Origin of the sequence: Pelagibacterium xiamenense, assembly GCF_021166475.1 — a bacterium.
GTDB lineage: Bacteria > Pseudomonadota > Alphaproteobacteria > Rhizobiales > Devosiaceae > Pelagibacterium > Pelagibacterium xiamenense.
In genome coordinates, this window is record NZ_JAJOYS010000004.1 from 16,766 (window position 1) to 30,421 (window position 13,656).

A 13,656-nucleotide genomic window follows, 5' to 3' on the forward strand; every position below is an offset into this window, starting at 1 on the left:
TAGCCGTCAATTATGCTCGTCGGGGACGTGTGGCAGCGGCATGAAGTCGATGCCGTCCTCGATGAGCGAGGAGACTTCGTCGCGCGTGGCTTCGCCATAGATGCCGCGCTCTTCGGCTTCGTTGTAGTGGATCTTGCGCGCTTCTTCGGCGAATTTGTCGCCCACATAGTCGGCGTCCGCGGTGAGTTTGGCGCGCAATTGCCGCATGGCCTCAAGCATCTTGGCCCGGTCGGGATGGCCAGCGGAGAGCGATACCTTTTCGCTTTCCGCAGCGCGCGACAGCGCGGGCGCCATGAGCGCCTTTTCGACCTTGGTGGAGTTGCACACCGGACAGGTCAGAATACCCCTGTCGGCCTGGTCCTCGTAGGCTTCCGCATTGCGGAACCAGGCGTCGAACTTGTGATTGGCTTCGCAAACGAGCGAATACTGGATCACGTTTCTATACCCTTCTTGTACCGCGCCTTATTGCGCGGCCGTCTTGCTTCCGCCGAGAGTGAAGTCCCGGCTGTTTTCAAGCTGCGGCACCCTTTGCCGCGCCTCGGCGACCCGGTCAAGCTCCAGATCGGCGAAGATGAGCCCAGCCGCGTCGCCATCGGCCTGCGCGATCACCTCGCCCCACGGTGCGACGACCATGGAATGGCCATAGGTCGACCGCCCGTTTTCATGCTGTCCGCCCTGCGCCGCGGCAAGGATGAAACACCCCGTCTCAATGGCGCGGGCGCGCAGGAGCACCTCCCAATGCGCTTCGCCGGTCGGCACCGTAAACGCCGCGGGCACCGCGATCACCTGGGCTCCGCCCTGCGCCAACGCGCGATAGAGCGCCCCAAAGCGGACATCATAGCATATCGAAAACCCCAATTCGAACGACCCTGCCCGGGCCACGACCGCCGTCTCGCCGCCCCGGTAGGTCGCGCTCTCGCGGTAGGCCTGCTGGCCGGGAATATTCGCATCGAAGAGGTGGATCTTGTCGTAATAGGCCTGAAGCGTGCCGTCGGGCGCAAAGAGCAATGAGCGGTTGGCGAACCGGTCACCGTCGAGCGCTATCGCCATGGAGCCGACATGCAGATGCAGCGCATGCTCTTTGGCGATCTGCGAAAGCTGCGCGATCGCGCTGTTGCCTTCGAACGGCTCCGCGCGCGCCTTGAGCATGTCGCGGTTCTCGGCGAAAAAGACGCTCATCTCCGGCGTCAGCACATAGTCCGCGCCGCAGGTTTTTGCGCCCTGCGCGATATGCGCGATCGTCGCGAGATTGGTTTGCGGGTCGACGCCCGAATTCATCTGCGCAACGGCGATGCGGACCACTTCACTCACGCGGCTGTTCCCGCAATCAGCGGATCGAGCTTGCCTTGCCGTTCGAGCGCCGCCAAATCGTCATAGCCGCCCACATGGGTCTCCCCCACGAAGATCTGTGGCACGGTCCGGCGTCCATGCGCGCGCTGGGTCATGGCCTCGCGCAGCGCGGGATCGATGACCGTGCGCTCTTCGAACGAGACGCCCTTCTTGGCCAGAAGCGCCTTGGCGGCGTGGCAATAGGGGCATGTCGGGGTTGTGTAGATTTCGACCTTGTTCATGCTTGGGCAATCCTTTCGATTGGACGTTTATATTGTCATTTCCCCGTCAAAAACAACGCGCGCGAAGCTCAGCACGTCCACATGAGCGATCCCGGCCCGTTTGAGCGCCTTGGTAAGGGCCCTTGCTGTTGCGCCGGTGGTCATGACGTCATCGACGAGAACCGCCCGCTTGCCGCCAAACCGTTGGAGCGCCTTGAGATTGACGCGGAAGGCGCCCTCGACATTCCGGGCGCGCTCGCGGGCGCTAAGACCCACCTGCCGGCTCGTGTGCCGGTGCCGCATGACAAGGTCGGTATTGACCGGGCACTTTGCAAGCCTCGCGATGGCGCGCGCCAGTTCGGTCGATTGGTTGTACCGCCGCGCGAACTGGCGCGCGGGATGCAACGGCACGGGGACGAGCACCGCATCGGCGCCAAGAACCTCATAGCCCGCTGCCGCCATCATCCGCCCGCAGAAAACAGCGATCTCGGGCCTGTCGCCATATTTCATCCTCGAGACGAGCTGACGTGCGAGGTCGGTATAAGCGACCGCCGAACGGGCACGGTCGAACGGCGGCGGGTCGGCGATCGCCTGCGCGGAGACCGCGCCGTCGCCGAGATCGGCGGCAAAGGGAAGCCCGAGGACCGGACAGAGCGGCGCCGAGATCGGCGTAAGCTTGCCCCAGCAGGATGCACAAAGCCCGTCGGGCGTTCCAACGGCGACCCCGCAGCCAAGACAGATCGGGGGAAACACCTGGTCGAGCAAAGAGCGGCCCGCTGCGCCCAACGCAGGCACGAGCCGCTGCGCCCAACCGGTTTTGACAAGCCCCGTTTCGCTCTCCATAAGACCGCATTATTGACACGGCCAGGATCAGGGACCAATCGCGAAATGACCCAAGCTCCGCTCGTCTTTGACCGCCCCCTGCTCGCCCGGCGGCAGGCGAAGCGCGGCGTCGCGCGCGATTTCGTGACCGATCTCGTCCACGCCGATCTCGCCGACCGGCTCGCACCGATCATGCGCAGCTTCAAGACCGCGCTCATTATGGGCCCGGACGCCCGTCTCCTGCCCGACACGGCCCTTTCGGACGATGGCCGGATCGCCTTCGAAAAGGTTTCGACGCTGGTTCCCGGTACCGGCTACCCGCTCGTCGACCCCGAAGCGCTTTCCCTGCCACGCAACGACTACGACCTCATCGTTTCGCTCCTCGATCTCGAGATCGTCAACGACGTGCCGGATTTTCTCGATTCCGTCCGGCGCCACCTGGTGCCCGACGGACTCTTCGTTGCTGCCGCGATCGGCGGGCGGACGCTGACCGAGCTGCGGGACGCATGGCTGGCCGCGGACGTCGAATTGACCGGCGGCGTTTCCCCACGTGTCGCACCCATGATCGACGTGCGCGACGCGGGCGGGCTGCTTCAACGCTCGGGCTTCGCTCTGCCCGTGACCGATCTCGAAACCCATGTCGTGCGCTACGCCAATCCGCTCGCGCTCATGGACGAACTGCACGGACTGGGGGCAACCAACCCCCTCGCGGGCCGGGACGGACGTATGGTAACGCCCCGCCACATGATGCGGGCCGCCGAAATCTACGCCGAAAAGTTCTCCGACCCGGACGGCCGTATCCGCGCAACGCTCGAAATCCTCTGGCTCTCGGGCTGGGCCCCGCACGAAAGCCAGCAAAAACCACTGAAGCCGGGCTCGGCGACCGTGAGCCTCAAAGACGTGCTGAAAACCAAATTCGATGACTGATTTCGAGGCGCTTCTTCAACGCCGCCGCTCCGAACGTGCATTCGGCGCCGGGCCCGTCTCCCGGACCGATGTCGACCGTCTGCTCTTTGCCGCACAGGGCAGGACCGGCGCCCCGGACAAGCGGACGATCCCTTCGGCCCACGGCCTCAACCCGCTCCGGCTGACACTCACCGTAAGCGCCGTCGAGGGTATGGACGCGGGGCTTTATGGCATCGACCCCACCACCCTTGCACTCGACCTGAGGGAACAATCGGATGTCCGCGCCGCGCTGGAAACCGCCGCGATCGACGATCAGCCCTGGATCGGTGCCAGCGCCGCCATCCTCACCATAGCCGCCGATTTTGGTGCCCTCGCGATGCATTTTGCCGATCAGCCGGGGCTCGGCATGCGCGGCACGCGCTATGGGCTCATCGAAGCCGGCGCCTGTGCGCAGACCGTGCACCTCGCCGCCTGCAACCTCGGGCTCGCCTCAATCATCATCGCCGGCATCGATGAGGCGGCGACCGCGCGCATGTTGGGACTTGCACCTCCCGTCGCGCCGATTGCCCATATCTGTATCGGCCCCCGACCTGCCGGATGAGAGGCGGGCGTCACACCTTGCGGCCAACCTAATCCGCGTGTAGCAGTAGCGTCATGATCAACCGCGCCATCCTTATCGCCAAACTATGGCTCCTCGGCATTCCCAAAAGCCGGGGCGCGCGCGTTTGATCTGATGTCTTCATGAAACCGCTTGTTGCACCGGCTCCACCCGAAGGGTTGGTGCTGGCTGAGCGGCATCCGGTCCTGACGGGGATGTCTCGAAAAGGACCTTTGATATGTCTGATGCCGCCGACCGAACCATCGCCACACCCCGAATGGATACGCTCGGCTATGGCCTTGCGATTGCCGGCGCGGCGCTCTTTTCGACCAAAGGCATCTTCATCAAACTCGCCTACGCCAGCGGCATAGGCCCCGAAACCGTCCTGGCGCTGCGCATGATCGTGGCGCTCCCGGTCTATGTTTTCATTGCCGTCCTGATCCTGCTGCGCGAACCGTCGCTGCGCGCAAAATTGAGCGCCCGAGCCACCATCGCCGCGATCAGCATCGGCATCCTCGGTTACTACGTCGCCTCCTCTTTCGACTTTTGGGGGCTCTCCTTCGTAACCGCGCAATATGAGCGCCTGGTGCTCTTTACCTACCCCTTCTTCACGCTGGCGCTCGGTGTGATGTTTTTCGGCGACACGATGAACTGGCGCACCGTTCCGGGCCTTCTCACATCGTATGCGGGTTTGCTGGTGATTTTCGGATGGAACCTCGCAACCAATCCCAACGGGCTTTTGGAGGGCACGGTTCTGGTTCTGCTTTCGGGACTCACCTTCGCGCTTTATCAGCACCTTGCCAAAAAGAGCATGAACCGGATCGGCGCGCGGCTCTTTACCTGTATCGGCATGAGCGCCGCCGGCGTGGTCGCCATCGCGCACAATACGATCCAGCACGGCGCAACGAGCTATGCCGGCCTCTCATCCGAGGTCTGGTTCTATGGCTTGTGCCTCGGCATTCTGGGCACGGTTCTGCCGAGTTTCCTGCTCAACACCGCCATCAGCCGCATCGGTGCGCGGGCAACTTCCTCGACCGGTCCGTTCGGGCCCGTGGTGACGATCGTGCTGGCGGTCCTGATCCTCGGCGAACCGTTTACGCAGTATCACGCCATCGGCACGATGCTGGTTATCCTGGGCGTGCTCTGGTTCTCCCGCGCGGAGCGAAACGGCAAGCGTCAGCTTGTGGCAGCCTGATCAAAATGAAGGATCGTAATTGAAATAGATCGGGTTCGAGAGCGCGATCTTGTTACCGCTTTGGGCCATGGAATTCGGCACTTCCGGGAATGGCGTCTGCGGGCCTTCGATTTCGACGCGGTAATAGGCGCGCGCGCCCTCTTCGGGCGTATCGGTGAAGCGCACTGACCGGGTTTCGGCATCGGTTATGAAGCTGCCAAGCTCGTTCCGGTTCTTGATCACCTTGACCGCATAGCACGCGCCGGGAATGCCGCCGCCGACGAGCCGCACCTCGAAGGTAACCGGCCTGCCGGTGGGCTTGACGTTGCCGCCCATCATCACGTCCATCACGCCGTCGCCATCGAGATCGGCGTAAAGTTCGACGCGCGGGTTATAGGGATTGGCGCTGACAGACGCGCGGCCCAATACCAACGCGTCGAGGATGGCATCCTTCGTTCGTTCGGCGGCAAAAATCCAGGTCGTCGGCGTGCCGACATAGTTCGCCGTCGCCTCGATCGATTGTGCCACGATCTGCTCGGGCGTATCAGGCACGCCATGATGCGAGTCGCTGCCACCCCGTGCACCGAGCATGCGACCGGATAGCAGCATGTCGTCCCAGATCCGGACGCCCGGGATGTTCTTGGGCCAGACGCTGGTGTTCCAGATTTCGACAGAATCCGCGATATCGAACGAATATCCGTAATGGTTCTTGGTGCTTGGGTGATTGGCCGAGAAGTGAACGCCGAGCTCGTTCTTGAGCGCCAGGAGGTGCCAGTCGCGGGCATCACGAGCATCGAACACCCGTTGATGGTCGTAGGGTTCGGGCGAAAGGATGTTGATATGGCCCCGCGGCGCGGTCAGTTCCGCACCGTAGAACAATAGCACGGAGTCGGAACGATATTCGGGATCGGCCCATGTATTATTGGCAACATCACCCCAGACATGGATATCGTGATCGGTGACCGCGAGATAGTCGAACCCCATCTTCTCGGCAAAGCCGATGATCTTGGCCTGGGGATTGTTGGTTGAATCCGTCGAGTGCCGCGAATGCATGTGCCAATCGCCCTTGAGCCACACGCCGTCGGTCAGGCTGGCCACGGGCGGAAGGGTCTCGGGGATTTTCGGGGTCATCGTTGGGACACCATAAGTCAGGGGATTAAAGCAGATCGCACAGCGGCGCGATCAGCGGCTCGTCGGCGGCGGGCATGGGGTATTCGCGCAGGCGCTGCGGCTTGACCCATTTGAGCGCCGAGTGTTCGTGCGCGACCGCCATGCCCTGCCATTTCCGGCACACGTAAAGCGGCATGAGAAGATGGAAGTCGTCGTAGGAATGGCTTGCGAAGGTGAGCGGGGCGAGACAGGCTTCCTGGGTCTCCACCCCCAACTCCTCGCGCAACTCACGGATGAGCGCGGCCTCAGGCGTCTCGCCGACCTCGACCTTGCCCCCGGGGAATTCCCAAAGCCCGGCCATCGCCTTGCCCTCGGGCCGCTGGGCGATGAGCACGCGCCGATCGGCATCCACCAGCGCGCAGGCGACGACGAACACGGTCTTCATTGCTCGGCTTTCTGCGGCAGACGGCGGTAGTGATAGGGGTAGCGGAACGTGAAGCCTGCACCGAGGTAAAGCGCGAGGGCGGGAGCATTGGCAGCAAGCACCTGGATCGCGGCGTGCCGCGCACCGTTTTCGGCAACCCAACTCAGCGCCGTTGCCATGAGGCGTCGCCCGAAGCCCCTGCGGCGGCGTCCGCCGTCAGTCACGACATTGAGGAAAACCCCCGTCCCCTCGTACTGCCCGCACAAGAGAGAAGCGACCGGCGCACCCTCGTCGCTGCGCAGGATGAGACCGGCGGCGGGAATATCGAGCTTGGCGAGAATGGCCTTGAGTGTCTCGGCAGTCGCCGCGTCATACCCCTGAAGCTGCACCTGAGCGTCGAGGAACTCTGTACTCGTCGCCAAGACCACCGAAACGTCGGCATCAAAACCGGCCGTCTCATCGAGCGGCATGTCGAGCACGAGGCTCGGCTCGTAGAGCTCCCAGCCGGTTTCGACCAGATGCGCGAAAGTTGCCTTTCCGGTGAGCGGCGTGACCCGGAAGACCGGAGGAAGCTCGTGCTCGGAATAGTGCGCGGCGAGCGTGTCGATCCGGGCACCGGCGTTGTCGTCGTCCGCCGGATCCGTGCAATGGATGGAATTGGCGCGTTTGGTATAGCCATTTGCGAAACGCCCCTGCCATGCGCCGTCCTGCACCGTCTCAAGCGCGGGCCAGAGCGCCAGTGTGGCGGCCTCGATCTCGGCAACCGGAACGACCATGATCAGCTCCGGTAGCTGCCGTTGATGTCTATGTAGCCGTGCGTGAGGTCGCAGGTATAAACCGTCGCCCGGCCCTCCCCGAGGCCGAGATCGACGCCGATCTCAAGCTCTTCGCCCTTCATATAGGCACTTGCCTCATCCTCGGAATAATCCGGTGCGCGTTCCCCGTTCCGCGCCACGACGATATCGCCGAAGGCGATGGTGAGCCTGTCGCGGTCCGCGGGCTGGCCGGCCTTGCCTACGGCCATCACGACCCGCCCCCAATTGGCGTCTTCGCCGGCGATCGCGGTCTTGACCAGCGGCGAGTCGGCAATCGCCCGCGCGATCTTTGCGGCGCTTTCGTCGCTCTGGGCGCCCGTAACGGTGACGGTGACGAATTTAGAGGCCCCTTCCCCGTCGCGCACGACCTGCATGGCGAGGTCGAACAAAACGTCGCCCAGCGCTTCGCCGAACACTTCGGCACGCGGGTCCTCGAGGCTTTCGATCGGGGCAACACCCTCGGCCTTGCCGGTGGCAAAGGCCAGCAGCGTGTCGGAGGTCGAGGTATCGCTATCGACGGTAATCGCGTTGAAGCTGGTTTGATTATGCCGCGCGAGGAGCGCCTGCAGCACCGGCGCGGCGATCGGCATGTCGGTGAAAACGAAGCTCAGCATCGTCGCCATGTCCGGCGCGATCATGCCCGAGCCCTTTGCGATGCCCGAAAGCTGGACGCTCACCCCATCGATCTCGCAGCTCGCGGCCGCAAGCTTGGGGAAGGTGTCGGTGGTCATGATCGCCCGGGCCGGTTCCATCCACGGCGCCGAAGAGAGACGACCCGCCATTTCCCCAAGAACGCCCTGGAACTTCGTCGCGTCGAGCGGTTCGCCGATGACCCCGGTCGACGCGAGGAAGACCTCTCCCGCCTCGCATCCGATGGCCTCGGCGGCGATCTTTGCGGTCAATGAAACCGCGTCCCGGCCCTTAAGGCCCGTAAACGCGTTGGCGTTGCCCGAATTAACCACGAGCGCCCGCGCCGTCCCCCCCGATAGCCGCGCCCGGCACCAGTCGACTGCCGCCGAAGGACAGAGCGACCGCGTCAGCACGCCGGCAACGACCGTCCCCGGATCGAAAACCGCAAGCAGGACGTCGGTGCGGCCCTTATACCTGATGCCGGCCTCGGCCGTCGCAAAACGGACGCCGGCGATGTGCGGCAGCTCGGGATAGGATTTGGGAGCGAGGGGGGAAACCGGCAGGGCCATCAACAGCAATCCGAACGAAAAGCAATGGCGTCCGGTTTGCCTCATTCGCCGGGGCGGTGCAAGGGGGCACGGCGGCCCCTTGCCCGGTGGTGCGGACGGACCTAGCGCCGGGCCGGCACGAGGATGAAGCGCCCGAAGGTCTTCTGGATAAAGGGCGTCAGCCCGAAAACGATCATCGGCACCATCAGGGGTACGACAACCATCGTTATCTGCCAGATCGGCCAACCGGCGGTCAGCGGCAGGACGAGGTAGAGTAGCGTGGTGATGATGGGATAGACGCCCAGCATCATAAAAAATGAAAGGCGCAGACGCGAGGGCACACGGGGAGACGCCGGGCCACCGGTACGCGCTGCGGCGGGTTGCCCACCGGCGGTCGAAGCCTGGGAACAGGATGTCGAAGCCATAAAGGATCTCCATTAAACGAAACGGCACGTTCCGTTATATAACGATACGGGCCGTTCCGTTCAAGTGGGAATTACGCTAAGCTGGACCAGGAAACCCGGCACAGGCGCATCGGGCTCGTGCGGGGAGGCAATCGAGAGGAAATGGGAGCACCATGGATCAGTCAGTCGGGGGCAGGAGGGCTTCAATCGGCGCGCGGCGCAATCCGGCCAGCGAGCAGGCGATACTCGACGCGGCGGCCGAGATCCTTACCGAGGAGGGGTTGGCTGGATTTTCCATCGAAGCGGTCGCACGCCGGGCGCGGGCCGGAAAGCCCACCATCTACCGCTGGTGGCCCAACCGCACGATACTGCTGCTCGATGTCTACCACCGCTTCAAGCGCGTCCTGCCCGATCCAGACACCGGCACGCTCGAGGGCGACGCACGCATGTTCCTGACCAACCTGTTGACCTTCTGGAAGGACCCAACCAGGGGAACGGTCTTTCGGTCGATCATCGCCGAAGCGCAAAGCAACGCCGAGGCGATGACCGAACTGCAAGCCTATCTCGAAGACCGCCACACCTATCTCGAAGGGATCATCGAAAGGGCGCGAGCGCGCGGGGAGGTACGGGACGACGTCGATAGCCGTACGCTCGGCGAGTGGCTGGTTTCGTTTGCGTGGCACCGGCTTTTAACCGACACGATCGACACAAGTCCCGCCGAAATCGAAACCGTGGTCAGAACCTTCGCCGCAGGCGCTGCACCGCACCGGAAATAGCAACGCCGCCGGGGGGAACCCGGCGGCGCTGCTCGTATCGGGAACGACTGCGGCTTAAAGGCCGCCCTGGGCCTCAATGGCAGCCGCCAGGTCTTCGTCCGTAATCTCGATCTCAGTATTGGCCTTGAGTTCGCCCACGGTATCTTCGAAGACCTGATAGAGCACCTGCTGGGCCAACTGGCCCTGGACCTGCTCAAGCGGCGGCATTGCCGTTTCGCGGCGATCTTCAAGCTTGATCAGGTGCCATCCGAACTGCGACTGCACCGGCTCGGAGACCTGCCCCACTTCGAGCGCGAAAGCAGCTTCCTCGAAAGGCTGAACCATCATGCCTTCGGAGAAATAACCCAGATCGCCGCCATTGGCCGAGCTGCCGTCGGTCGAGTACGCCATCGCCGCCTGCTCGAACGCCATACCGCCTGCGATCTCCTCTGCGATCGAATTGGCCTCTTCCTCGCTCTCGACGAGAATGTGCCGCGCGCGGACTTCGGTCTGCGGCTCGAACTGGGCCGCGGCCTCGTCATAGGCCGTCTGCACCGCCTCAGGAGACACCGCGCCCTCGATGACATCGGCAAAGAAGGCCCGGCGCAGCGCACGGTCTTCGAGATAGGCGAGCCGGCGGGCGAAAACCTCGCTCTGATCCAACCCTTGCTCGCGCGCCGCGTTGGCCATCACTTTCATGTCGATCATGACGGTGAGCAGGAACGCGCGGCGCTGCGCGGGCGGAATCTGCTGGAGATCCTGCGCAAGATCCTCGGCGGCGAAATTAAGGTCGGCCTCGGTGATATCCTCACCTCCAACCGTCGCGAGCACGGTATCGGGCGAGACTTCCGCGGCTGCGGGCGCCTCGGCAGGTGCCGCGTCCTGTGCAGCGGCAGGAAGGGACAAAACCGCAGCACCTGCGACAAGCGAGGCGGCGAGGGTTTTGAGGATGGATGAGAACGCGGTGGGCATGAATATCTCCTCGTTGCGCCAAGCTCCCCAAAAGCACTCGGCATTTCAGCTTTCCGGCATCCGATCGGTGGTCTGTTTCGGACCAAAAATCCGATACCGCCGGGGGGCCGGTCGTCGCCTGCGAGGTGTGGCCCATTTTGCCAGCGTTGACAACCCTACCGGGCACTCTTACATCTGCTCGCGCGCTTTCCCGGGCCTTTCGCGACATGCCCGAGTTCACGACAGTTACCATCGCCCAAGGACAACATCTTCATGGCTATCGCAGCGCTTGCCCGCAAGCTTTTCGGCTCAGCCAACGACCGGCGGATCAAACGCTACCAGCCGCTCGTTGCCGCGATAAACGCGAAAGAAGCCGACTTCGAAAAGCTCTCCGACGAGCAATTGCGCAACAAGACTGTCGAACTGCGCCAGGAACTCGCCAACGGCGCCAAGCTCAATGACCTCATCGTTCCCGCCTTCGCGACCGTCCGCGAAGCCGCCAAGCGCACGCTGGGCATGCGGCATTTCGACGTGCAGCTTATCGGCGGCATGGTCCTCAACGACCATGCAATTACCGAGATGCGCACCGGCGAAGGCAAGACCCTTGTCGCAACCCTTGCAGCCTACCTGAACGCGCTCGAAGACAAGGGCGTCCATATCGTTACCGTCAACGATTACCTGGCCCGACGCGACGCCGAATGGATGGGCAAGATCTATCGTTTCCTGGGCCTTGAAGTCGGCGTGATCGTTCACGGGCTCACCGACGCTGACCGCAAGGCCGCCTACGCAGCCGACATCACCTACGGCACCAACAACGAATTCGGCTTCGACTATCTGCGCGACAACATGAAATACGCGCGCGCCCAGATGGTGCAGCGCGGACATAATTTCGCGATCGTCGACGAGGTGGACTCCATTCTGATCGACGAGGCGCGCACGCCGCTCATTATTTCCGGCCCGTCCCAGGATCGCTCCGAGCTCTATATGAGCATCGACAAGTATATCCCCATCCTCACCGAAGAAGACTATACCATCGACGAGAAGCACCGCTCGGCGACGTTCACCGACGAGGGCATCGAAAAGCTCGAAGCCATCCTGGAGCGCGACGGGCTCATCAAGTCCGGCAGTCTCTACGACATCGACAACGTTTCGATTGTCCACCACCTCAATTCCGCGCTTCGCGCCCACAAGATCTTCCAGCGCGACAAGGACTACATCGTCCGCAACGACGACGTTGTTATCATCGACGAGTTCACCGGTCGCATGATGCCCGGCCGGCGCTTCTCCGAAGGCCTGCACCAGGCGCTCGAAGCGAAGGAAAACGTCAAGATCCAGCCCGAGAACCAGACCCTGGCCTCGATCACGTTCCAGAACTACTTCCGGCTCTACGACAAACTCTCGGGCATGACCGGCACCGCATCGACCGAAGCCGCCGAGTTTGCCGACATCTACAAGCTCGACGTCGTGACCATCCCCACCAACCTGCCGGTGGCGCGGATTGACGATGACGATGCGATCTATCGCTCGGTCGAGGAGAAGTTCAACGCCATCACCGACCTCGTCGTCGAATGCCGGGAACGCAACCAGCCCGTTCTGGTGGGCACGACCTCGATCGAACGCTCCGAACAGGTCGCCGAGCATCTGCGCAAAAAAGGCGTCAAGAACATCCAGATCCTGAACGCCCGCCACCACGAGCAGGAAGCCCAGATCATCGCGCAGGCCGGCGTGCCCGGCATGGTGACCATCGCGACAAACATGGCCGGCCGCGGTACCGACATCCAGTTGGGCGGCAATCTCGACATGCGGCTCGCCAATGAAACCGAGGGGCTTGAAGGCGAAGCGCTTGAACGCAAGACCGCTCAATTGAAGGCCGAGATCGAAAAGGCCAGGGCCGAGGCCATTGCCGCCGGCGGCCTGATGGTGATCGGCACCGAACGCCACGAATCCCGCCGCATCGACAACCAGTTGCGCGGCCGCTCGGGCCGTCAGGGCGACCCCGGGCATTCGAAGTTCTTCGTCTCGCTCCAGGACGATCTGATGCGCCGGTTCTTCCCCGAGCGCATGGAGAAGATCCTTACCTCGCTGGGCCTCAAGGACGGCGAGGCGATCTCCGACAGCCTCGTCACCAAGGCCATCGAGCGCGCACAGACCCGCGTCGAAGCGCACAACTACGATATCCGCAAGAACATCCTCAAATACGACGACGTGATGAACGATCAACGCAAGGTGATCTTCGAACAGCGTCTTGAACTGATGGATGACGACAACGTCTCCGAGACCATCGCCGAGATGCGGCACGACGTCGTTGATACGATCGTTTCCAAGGCCTGCCCGCCCAAATCCTTCCCCGAGCAGTGGAACGTCGAGCAACTCGAAGCCGCCTGCAAGACCTATCTGGGCATCACCCCGCCCATCAAGGATTGGGTGGACGAAGAGGGCATGGACGTCGACGTGCTCACCGAGCGGCTGACCAGGGCCGCCGACGAATACGCCGCCGCCAAGGCCGCCCGTTTCGGTCCCGACACCATGCGCCAGGTCGAAAAGTCGCTTCTCCTGCAGTCGATCGACGGGCTCTGGCGCGATCACCTTGTGACCCTTGACCATCTATCCAAGGTGATCGGTTGGCGCGGGCTCGCCCAGCGCGATCCCTTGAACGAATACAAGCAGGAAGCCTTCGAGCTCTTTTCCCAGCTCTTGAACAATCTGCGCGAGCTGGTGACGACCCAGATGAGCCATGTCGAACTCCAGGTACGTCAGCCGGCCCCGCCGCAGGCACCGGACCCCAGCGAGCTGCAGGAAACGCATATCGACCCTACGACCGGCCGCAACGAAGTCGAAGACCAAAAGAGCGGCCCGCAGGGCACGTTGACGCCCGAGCAGATGGCTCAGACCCGGCGCAACGACCCTTGCCCCTGCGGATCAGGCAAGAAGTTCAAGCATTGCCACGGCGCTTACTGATTGCGCCGAAA

15 protein-coding genes are annotated in these 13,656 nt (G+C 63.0%); 5 read left to right on the top strand and 10 right to left on the bottom strand.

The genetic code is table 11. The annotated features are described in order from the left end of the window. Positions 1 to 6: 6 nt before the first annotated feature. Genes LSG43_RS15205 through LSG43_RS15220 form a run of 4 tightly spaced genes read right to left on the bottom strand, consistent with a single transcriptional unit; the run spans position 7 to position 2,393 of the window. The gene (locus tag LSG43_RS15205; protein ID WP_231805743.1) at positions 7 to 435 is read right to left on the bottom strand and encodes a DUF1178 family protein; all 429 of its coding nucleotides are present in this window, start codon (positions 433 to 435) and stop codon (positions 7 to 9) included. A 27-nt stretch (positions 436 to 462) separates the two neighbouring features. Further along, a complete protein-coding gene (locus LSG43_RS15210; RefSeq protein ID WP_231805745.1) occupies positions 463 to 1,311 on the bottom strand; it encodes a carbon-nitrogen hydrolase family protein in 849 nt (282 codons plus the stop codon). Continuing rightward, positions 1,308 to 1,571 carry a glutaredoxin 3 gene (gene grxC / locus LSG43_RS15215; RefSeq protein ID WP_231805747.1) on the bottom strand — a complete coding sequence of 88 codons (264 nt, stop codon included), beginning with the start codon at positions 1,569 to 1,571 and terminating at the stop codon, positions 1,308 to 1,310. Before grxC ends, LSG43_RS15210 begins: the two co-directional genes overlap by 4 nt. A gap of 27 nt (positions 1,572 to 1,598) precedes the next feature. After that, the gene (locus LSG43_RS15220) at positions 1,599 to 2,393 is read right to left on the bottom strand and encodes a ComF family protein (protein WP_231805749.1); all 795 of its coding nucleotides are present in this window, start codon (positions 2,391 to 2,393) and stop codon (positions 1,599 to 1,601) included. A 45-nt stretch (positions 2,394 to 2,438) separates the two neighbouring features. Between LSG43_RS15220 and LSG43_RS15225 the strand changes: the two genes are divergently transcribed. The 3 genes from LSG43_RS15225 (at position 2,439) to LSG43_RS15235 (ending at position 5,071) form a co-directional block, all read left to right on the top strand. Continuing rightward, on the top strand, positions 2,439 to 3,299 hold the full coding sequence (locus tag LSG43_RS15225) for a methyltransferase domain-containing protein (RefSeq protein WP_231805751.1): 861 nt from the start codon (positions 2,439 to 2,441) through the stop codon (positions 3,297 to 3,299). Continuing rightward, positions 3,292 to 3,879 (top strand): SagB/ThcOx family dehydrogenase, encoded by a 588-nt coding sequence (locus tag LSG43_RS15230; protein ID WP_231805753.1) that lies wholly within the window; start codon positions 3,292 to 3,294, stop codon positions 3,877 to 3,879. The genes LSG43_RS15225 and LSG43_RS15230 overlap by 8 nt, the downstream gene beginning before the upstream one ends. 235 nt (positions 3,880 to 4,114) lie before the next feature. Continuing rightward, positions 4,115 to 5,071, top strand: coding sequence for a DMT family transporter (locus LSG43_RS15235; protein ID WP_231805755.1), 957 nt, complete (start codon positions 4,115 to 4,117; stop codon positions 5,069 to 5,071). Here the strand turns inward: LSG43_RS15235 and LSG43_RS15240 are convergent, their stop codons facing one another. From LSG43_RS15240 to LSG43_RS15260, 5 genes are all read right to left on the bottom strand, one after another. Next, complete coding sequence (locus LSG43_RS15240) at positions 5,072 to 6,181, bottom strand: CehA/McbA family metallohydrolase (protein WP_231805757.1); 1,110 nt, start codon at positions 6,179 to 6,181, stop codon at positions 5,072 to 5,074. 25 nt (positions 6,182 to 6,206) lie between these two features. Then, the gene (locus tag LSG43_RS15245; protein WP_231805759.1) at positions 6,207 to 6,605 is read right to left on the bottom strand and encodes a (deoxy)nucleoside triphosphate pyrophosphohydrolase; all 399 of its coding nucleotides are present in this window, start codon (positions 6,603 to 6,605) and stop codon (positions 6,207 to 6,209) included. After that, on the bottom strand, positions 6,602 to 7,360 hold the full coding sequence (locus tag LSG43_RS15250; protein ID WP_231805761.1) for a GNAT family N-acetyltransferase: 759 nt from the start codon (positions 7,358 to 7,360) through the stop codon (positions 6,602 to 6,604). The genes LSG43_RS15245 and LSG43_RS15250 overlap by 4 nt, the downstream gene beginning before the upstream one ends. A gap of 2 nt (positions 7,361 to 7,362) precedes the next feature. Continuing rightward, the gene (argJ, locus tag LSG43_RS15255) at positions 7,363 to 8,598 is read right to left on the bottom strand and encodes a bifunctional glutamate N-acetyltransferase/amino-acid acetyltransferase ArgJ (protein WP_231805763.1); all 1,236 of its coding nucleotides are present in this window, start codon (positions 8,596 to 8,598) and stop codon (positions 7,363 to 7,365) included. 101 nt (positions 8,599 to 8,699) lie between these two features. Next, positions 8,700 to 9,002: a putative antibiotic biosynthesis monooxygenase gene (locus LSG43_RS15260; RefSeq protein ID WP_231805765.1), complete on the bottom strand. Its 303-nt coding sequence runs from the start codon at positions 9,000 to 9,002 to the stop codon at positions 8,700 to 8,702. A 152-nt stretch (positions 9,003 to 9,154) separates the two neighbouring features. Here LSG43_RS15260 and LSG43_RS15265 point away from each other — a divergent pair, with 152 nt between their 5' ends. Continuing rightward, the gene (locus LSG43_RS15265) at positions 9,155 to 9,757 is read left to right on the top strand and encodes a TetR/AcrR family transcriptional regulator (RefSeq protein ID WP_231805767.1); all 603 of its coding nucleotides are present in this window, start codon (positions 9,155 to 9,157) and stop codon (positions 9,755 to 9,757) included. A 54-nt stretch (positions 9,758 to 9,811) separates the two neighbouring features. Here the strand turns inward: LSG43_RS15265 and LSG43_RS15270 are convergent, their stop codons facing one another. Next, a complete protein-coding gene (locus LSG43_RS15270) occupies positions 9,812 to 10,708 on the bottom strand; it encodes a peptidylprolyl isomerase (RefSeq protein ID WP_231805769.1) in 897 nt (298 codons plus the stop codon). A 252-nt stretch (positions 10,709 to 10,960) separates the two neighbouring features. On the opposite strand from LSG43_RS15270, the gene secA reads away from it, so the two are divergent. After that, on the top strand, positions 10,961 to 13,645 hold the full coding sequence (gene secA, locus LSG43_RS15275; RefSeq protein ID WP_231805771.1) for a preprotein translocase subunit SecA: 2,685 nt from the start codon (positions 10,961 to 10,963) through the stop codon (positions 13,643 to 13,645). The last annotated feature ends 11 nt before the right edge of the window (positions 13,646 to 13,656 follow it).

Bases quoted from the DNA above. Each gene is read 5' to 3' on its own strand.
- LSG43_RS15225 (WP_231805751.1), top strand. From the start codon at position 2,439: ATGACCCAAGCTCCGCTCGTCTTTGACCGCCCCCTGCTCGCCCGGCGG.
- LSG43_RS15260 (WP_231805765.1), bottom strand. From the start codon at position 9,002: ATGGCTTCGACATCCTGTTCCCAGGCTTCGACCGCCGGTGGGCAACCC.
- LSG43_RS15230 (WP_231805753.1), top strand. From the start codon at position 3,292: ATGACTGATTTCGAGGCGCTTCTTCAACGCCGCCGCTCCGAACGTGCA.
- LSG43_RS15270 (WP_231805769.1), bottom strand. From the start codon at position 10,708: ATGCCCACCGCGTTCTCATCCATCCTCAAAACCCTCGCCGCCTCGCTT.
- grxC (WP_231805747.1), bottom strand. From the start codon at position 1,571: ATGAACAAGGTCGAAATCTACACAACCCCGACATGCCCCTATTGCCAC.
- LSG43_RS15235 (WP_231805755.1), top strand. From the start codon at position 4,115: ATGTCTGATGCCGCCGACCGAACCATCGCCACACCCCGAATGGATACG.
- LSG43_RS15240 (WP_231805757.1), bottom strand. From the start codon at position 6,181: ATGACCCCGAAAATCCCCGAGACCCTTCCGCCCGTGGCCAGCCTGACC.
- LSG43_RS15250 (WP_231805761.1), bottom strand. From the start codon at position 7,360: ATGGTCGTTCCGGTTGCCGAGATCGAGGCCGCCACACTGGCGCTCTGG.
- secA (WP_231805771.1), top strand. From the start codon at position 10,961: ATGGCTATCGCAGCGCTTGCCCGCAAGCTTTTCGGCTCAGCCAACGAC.
- LSG43_RS15245 (WP_231805759.1), bottom strand. From the start codon at position 6,605: ATGAAGACCGTGTTCGTCGTCGCCTGCGCGCTGGTGGATGCCGATCGG.
- LSG43_RS15265 (WP_231805767.1), top strand. From the start codon at position 9,155: ATGGATCAGTCAGTCGGGGGCAGGAGGGCTTCAATCGGCGCGCGGCGC.
- LSG43_RS15220 (WP_231805749.1), bottom strand. From the start codon at position 2,393: ATGGAGAGCGAAACGGGGCTTGTCAAAACCGGTTGGGCGCAGCGGCTC.
- argJ (WP_231805763.1), bottom strand. From the start codon at position 8,598: ATGGCCCTGCCGGTTTCCCCCCTCGCTCCCAAATCCTATCCCGAGCTG.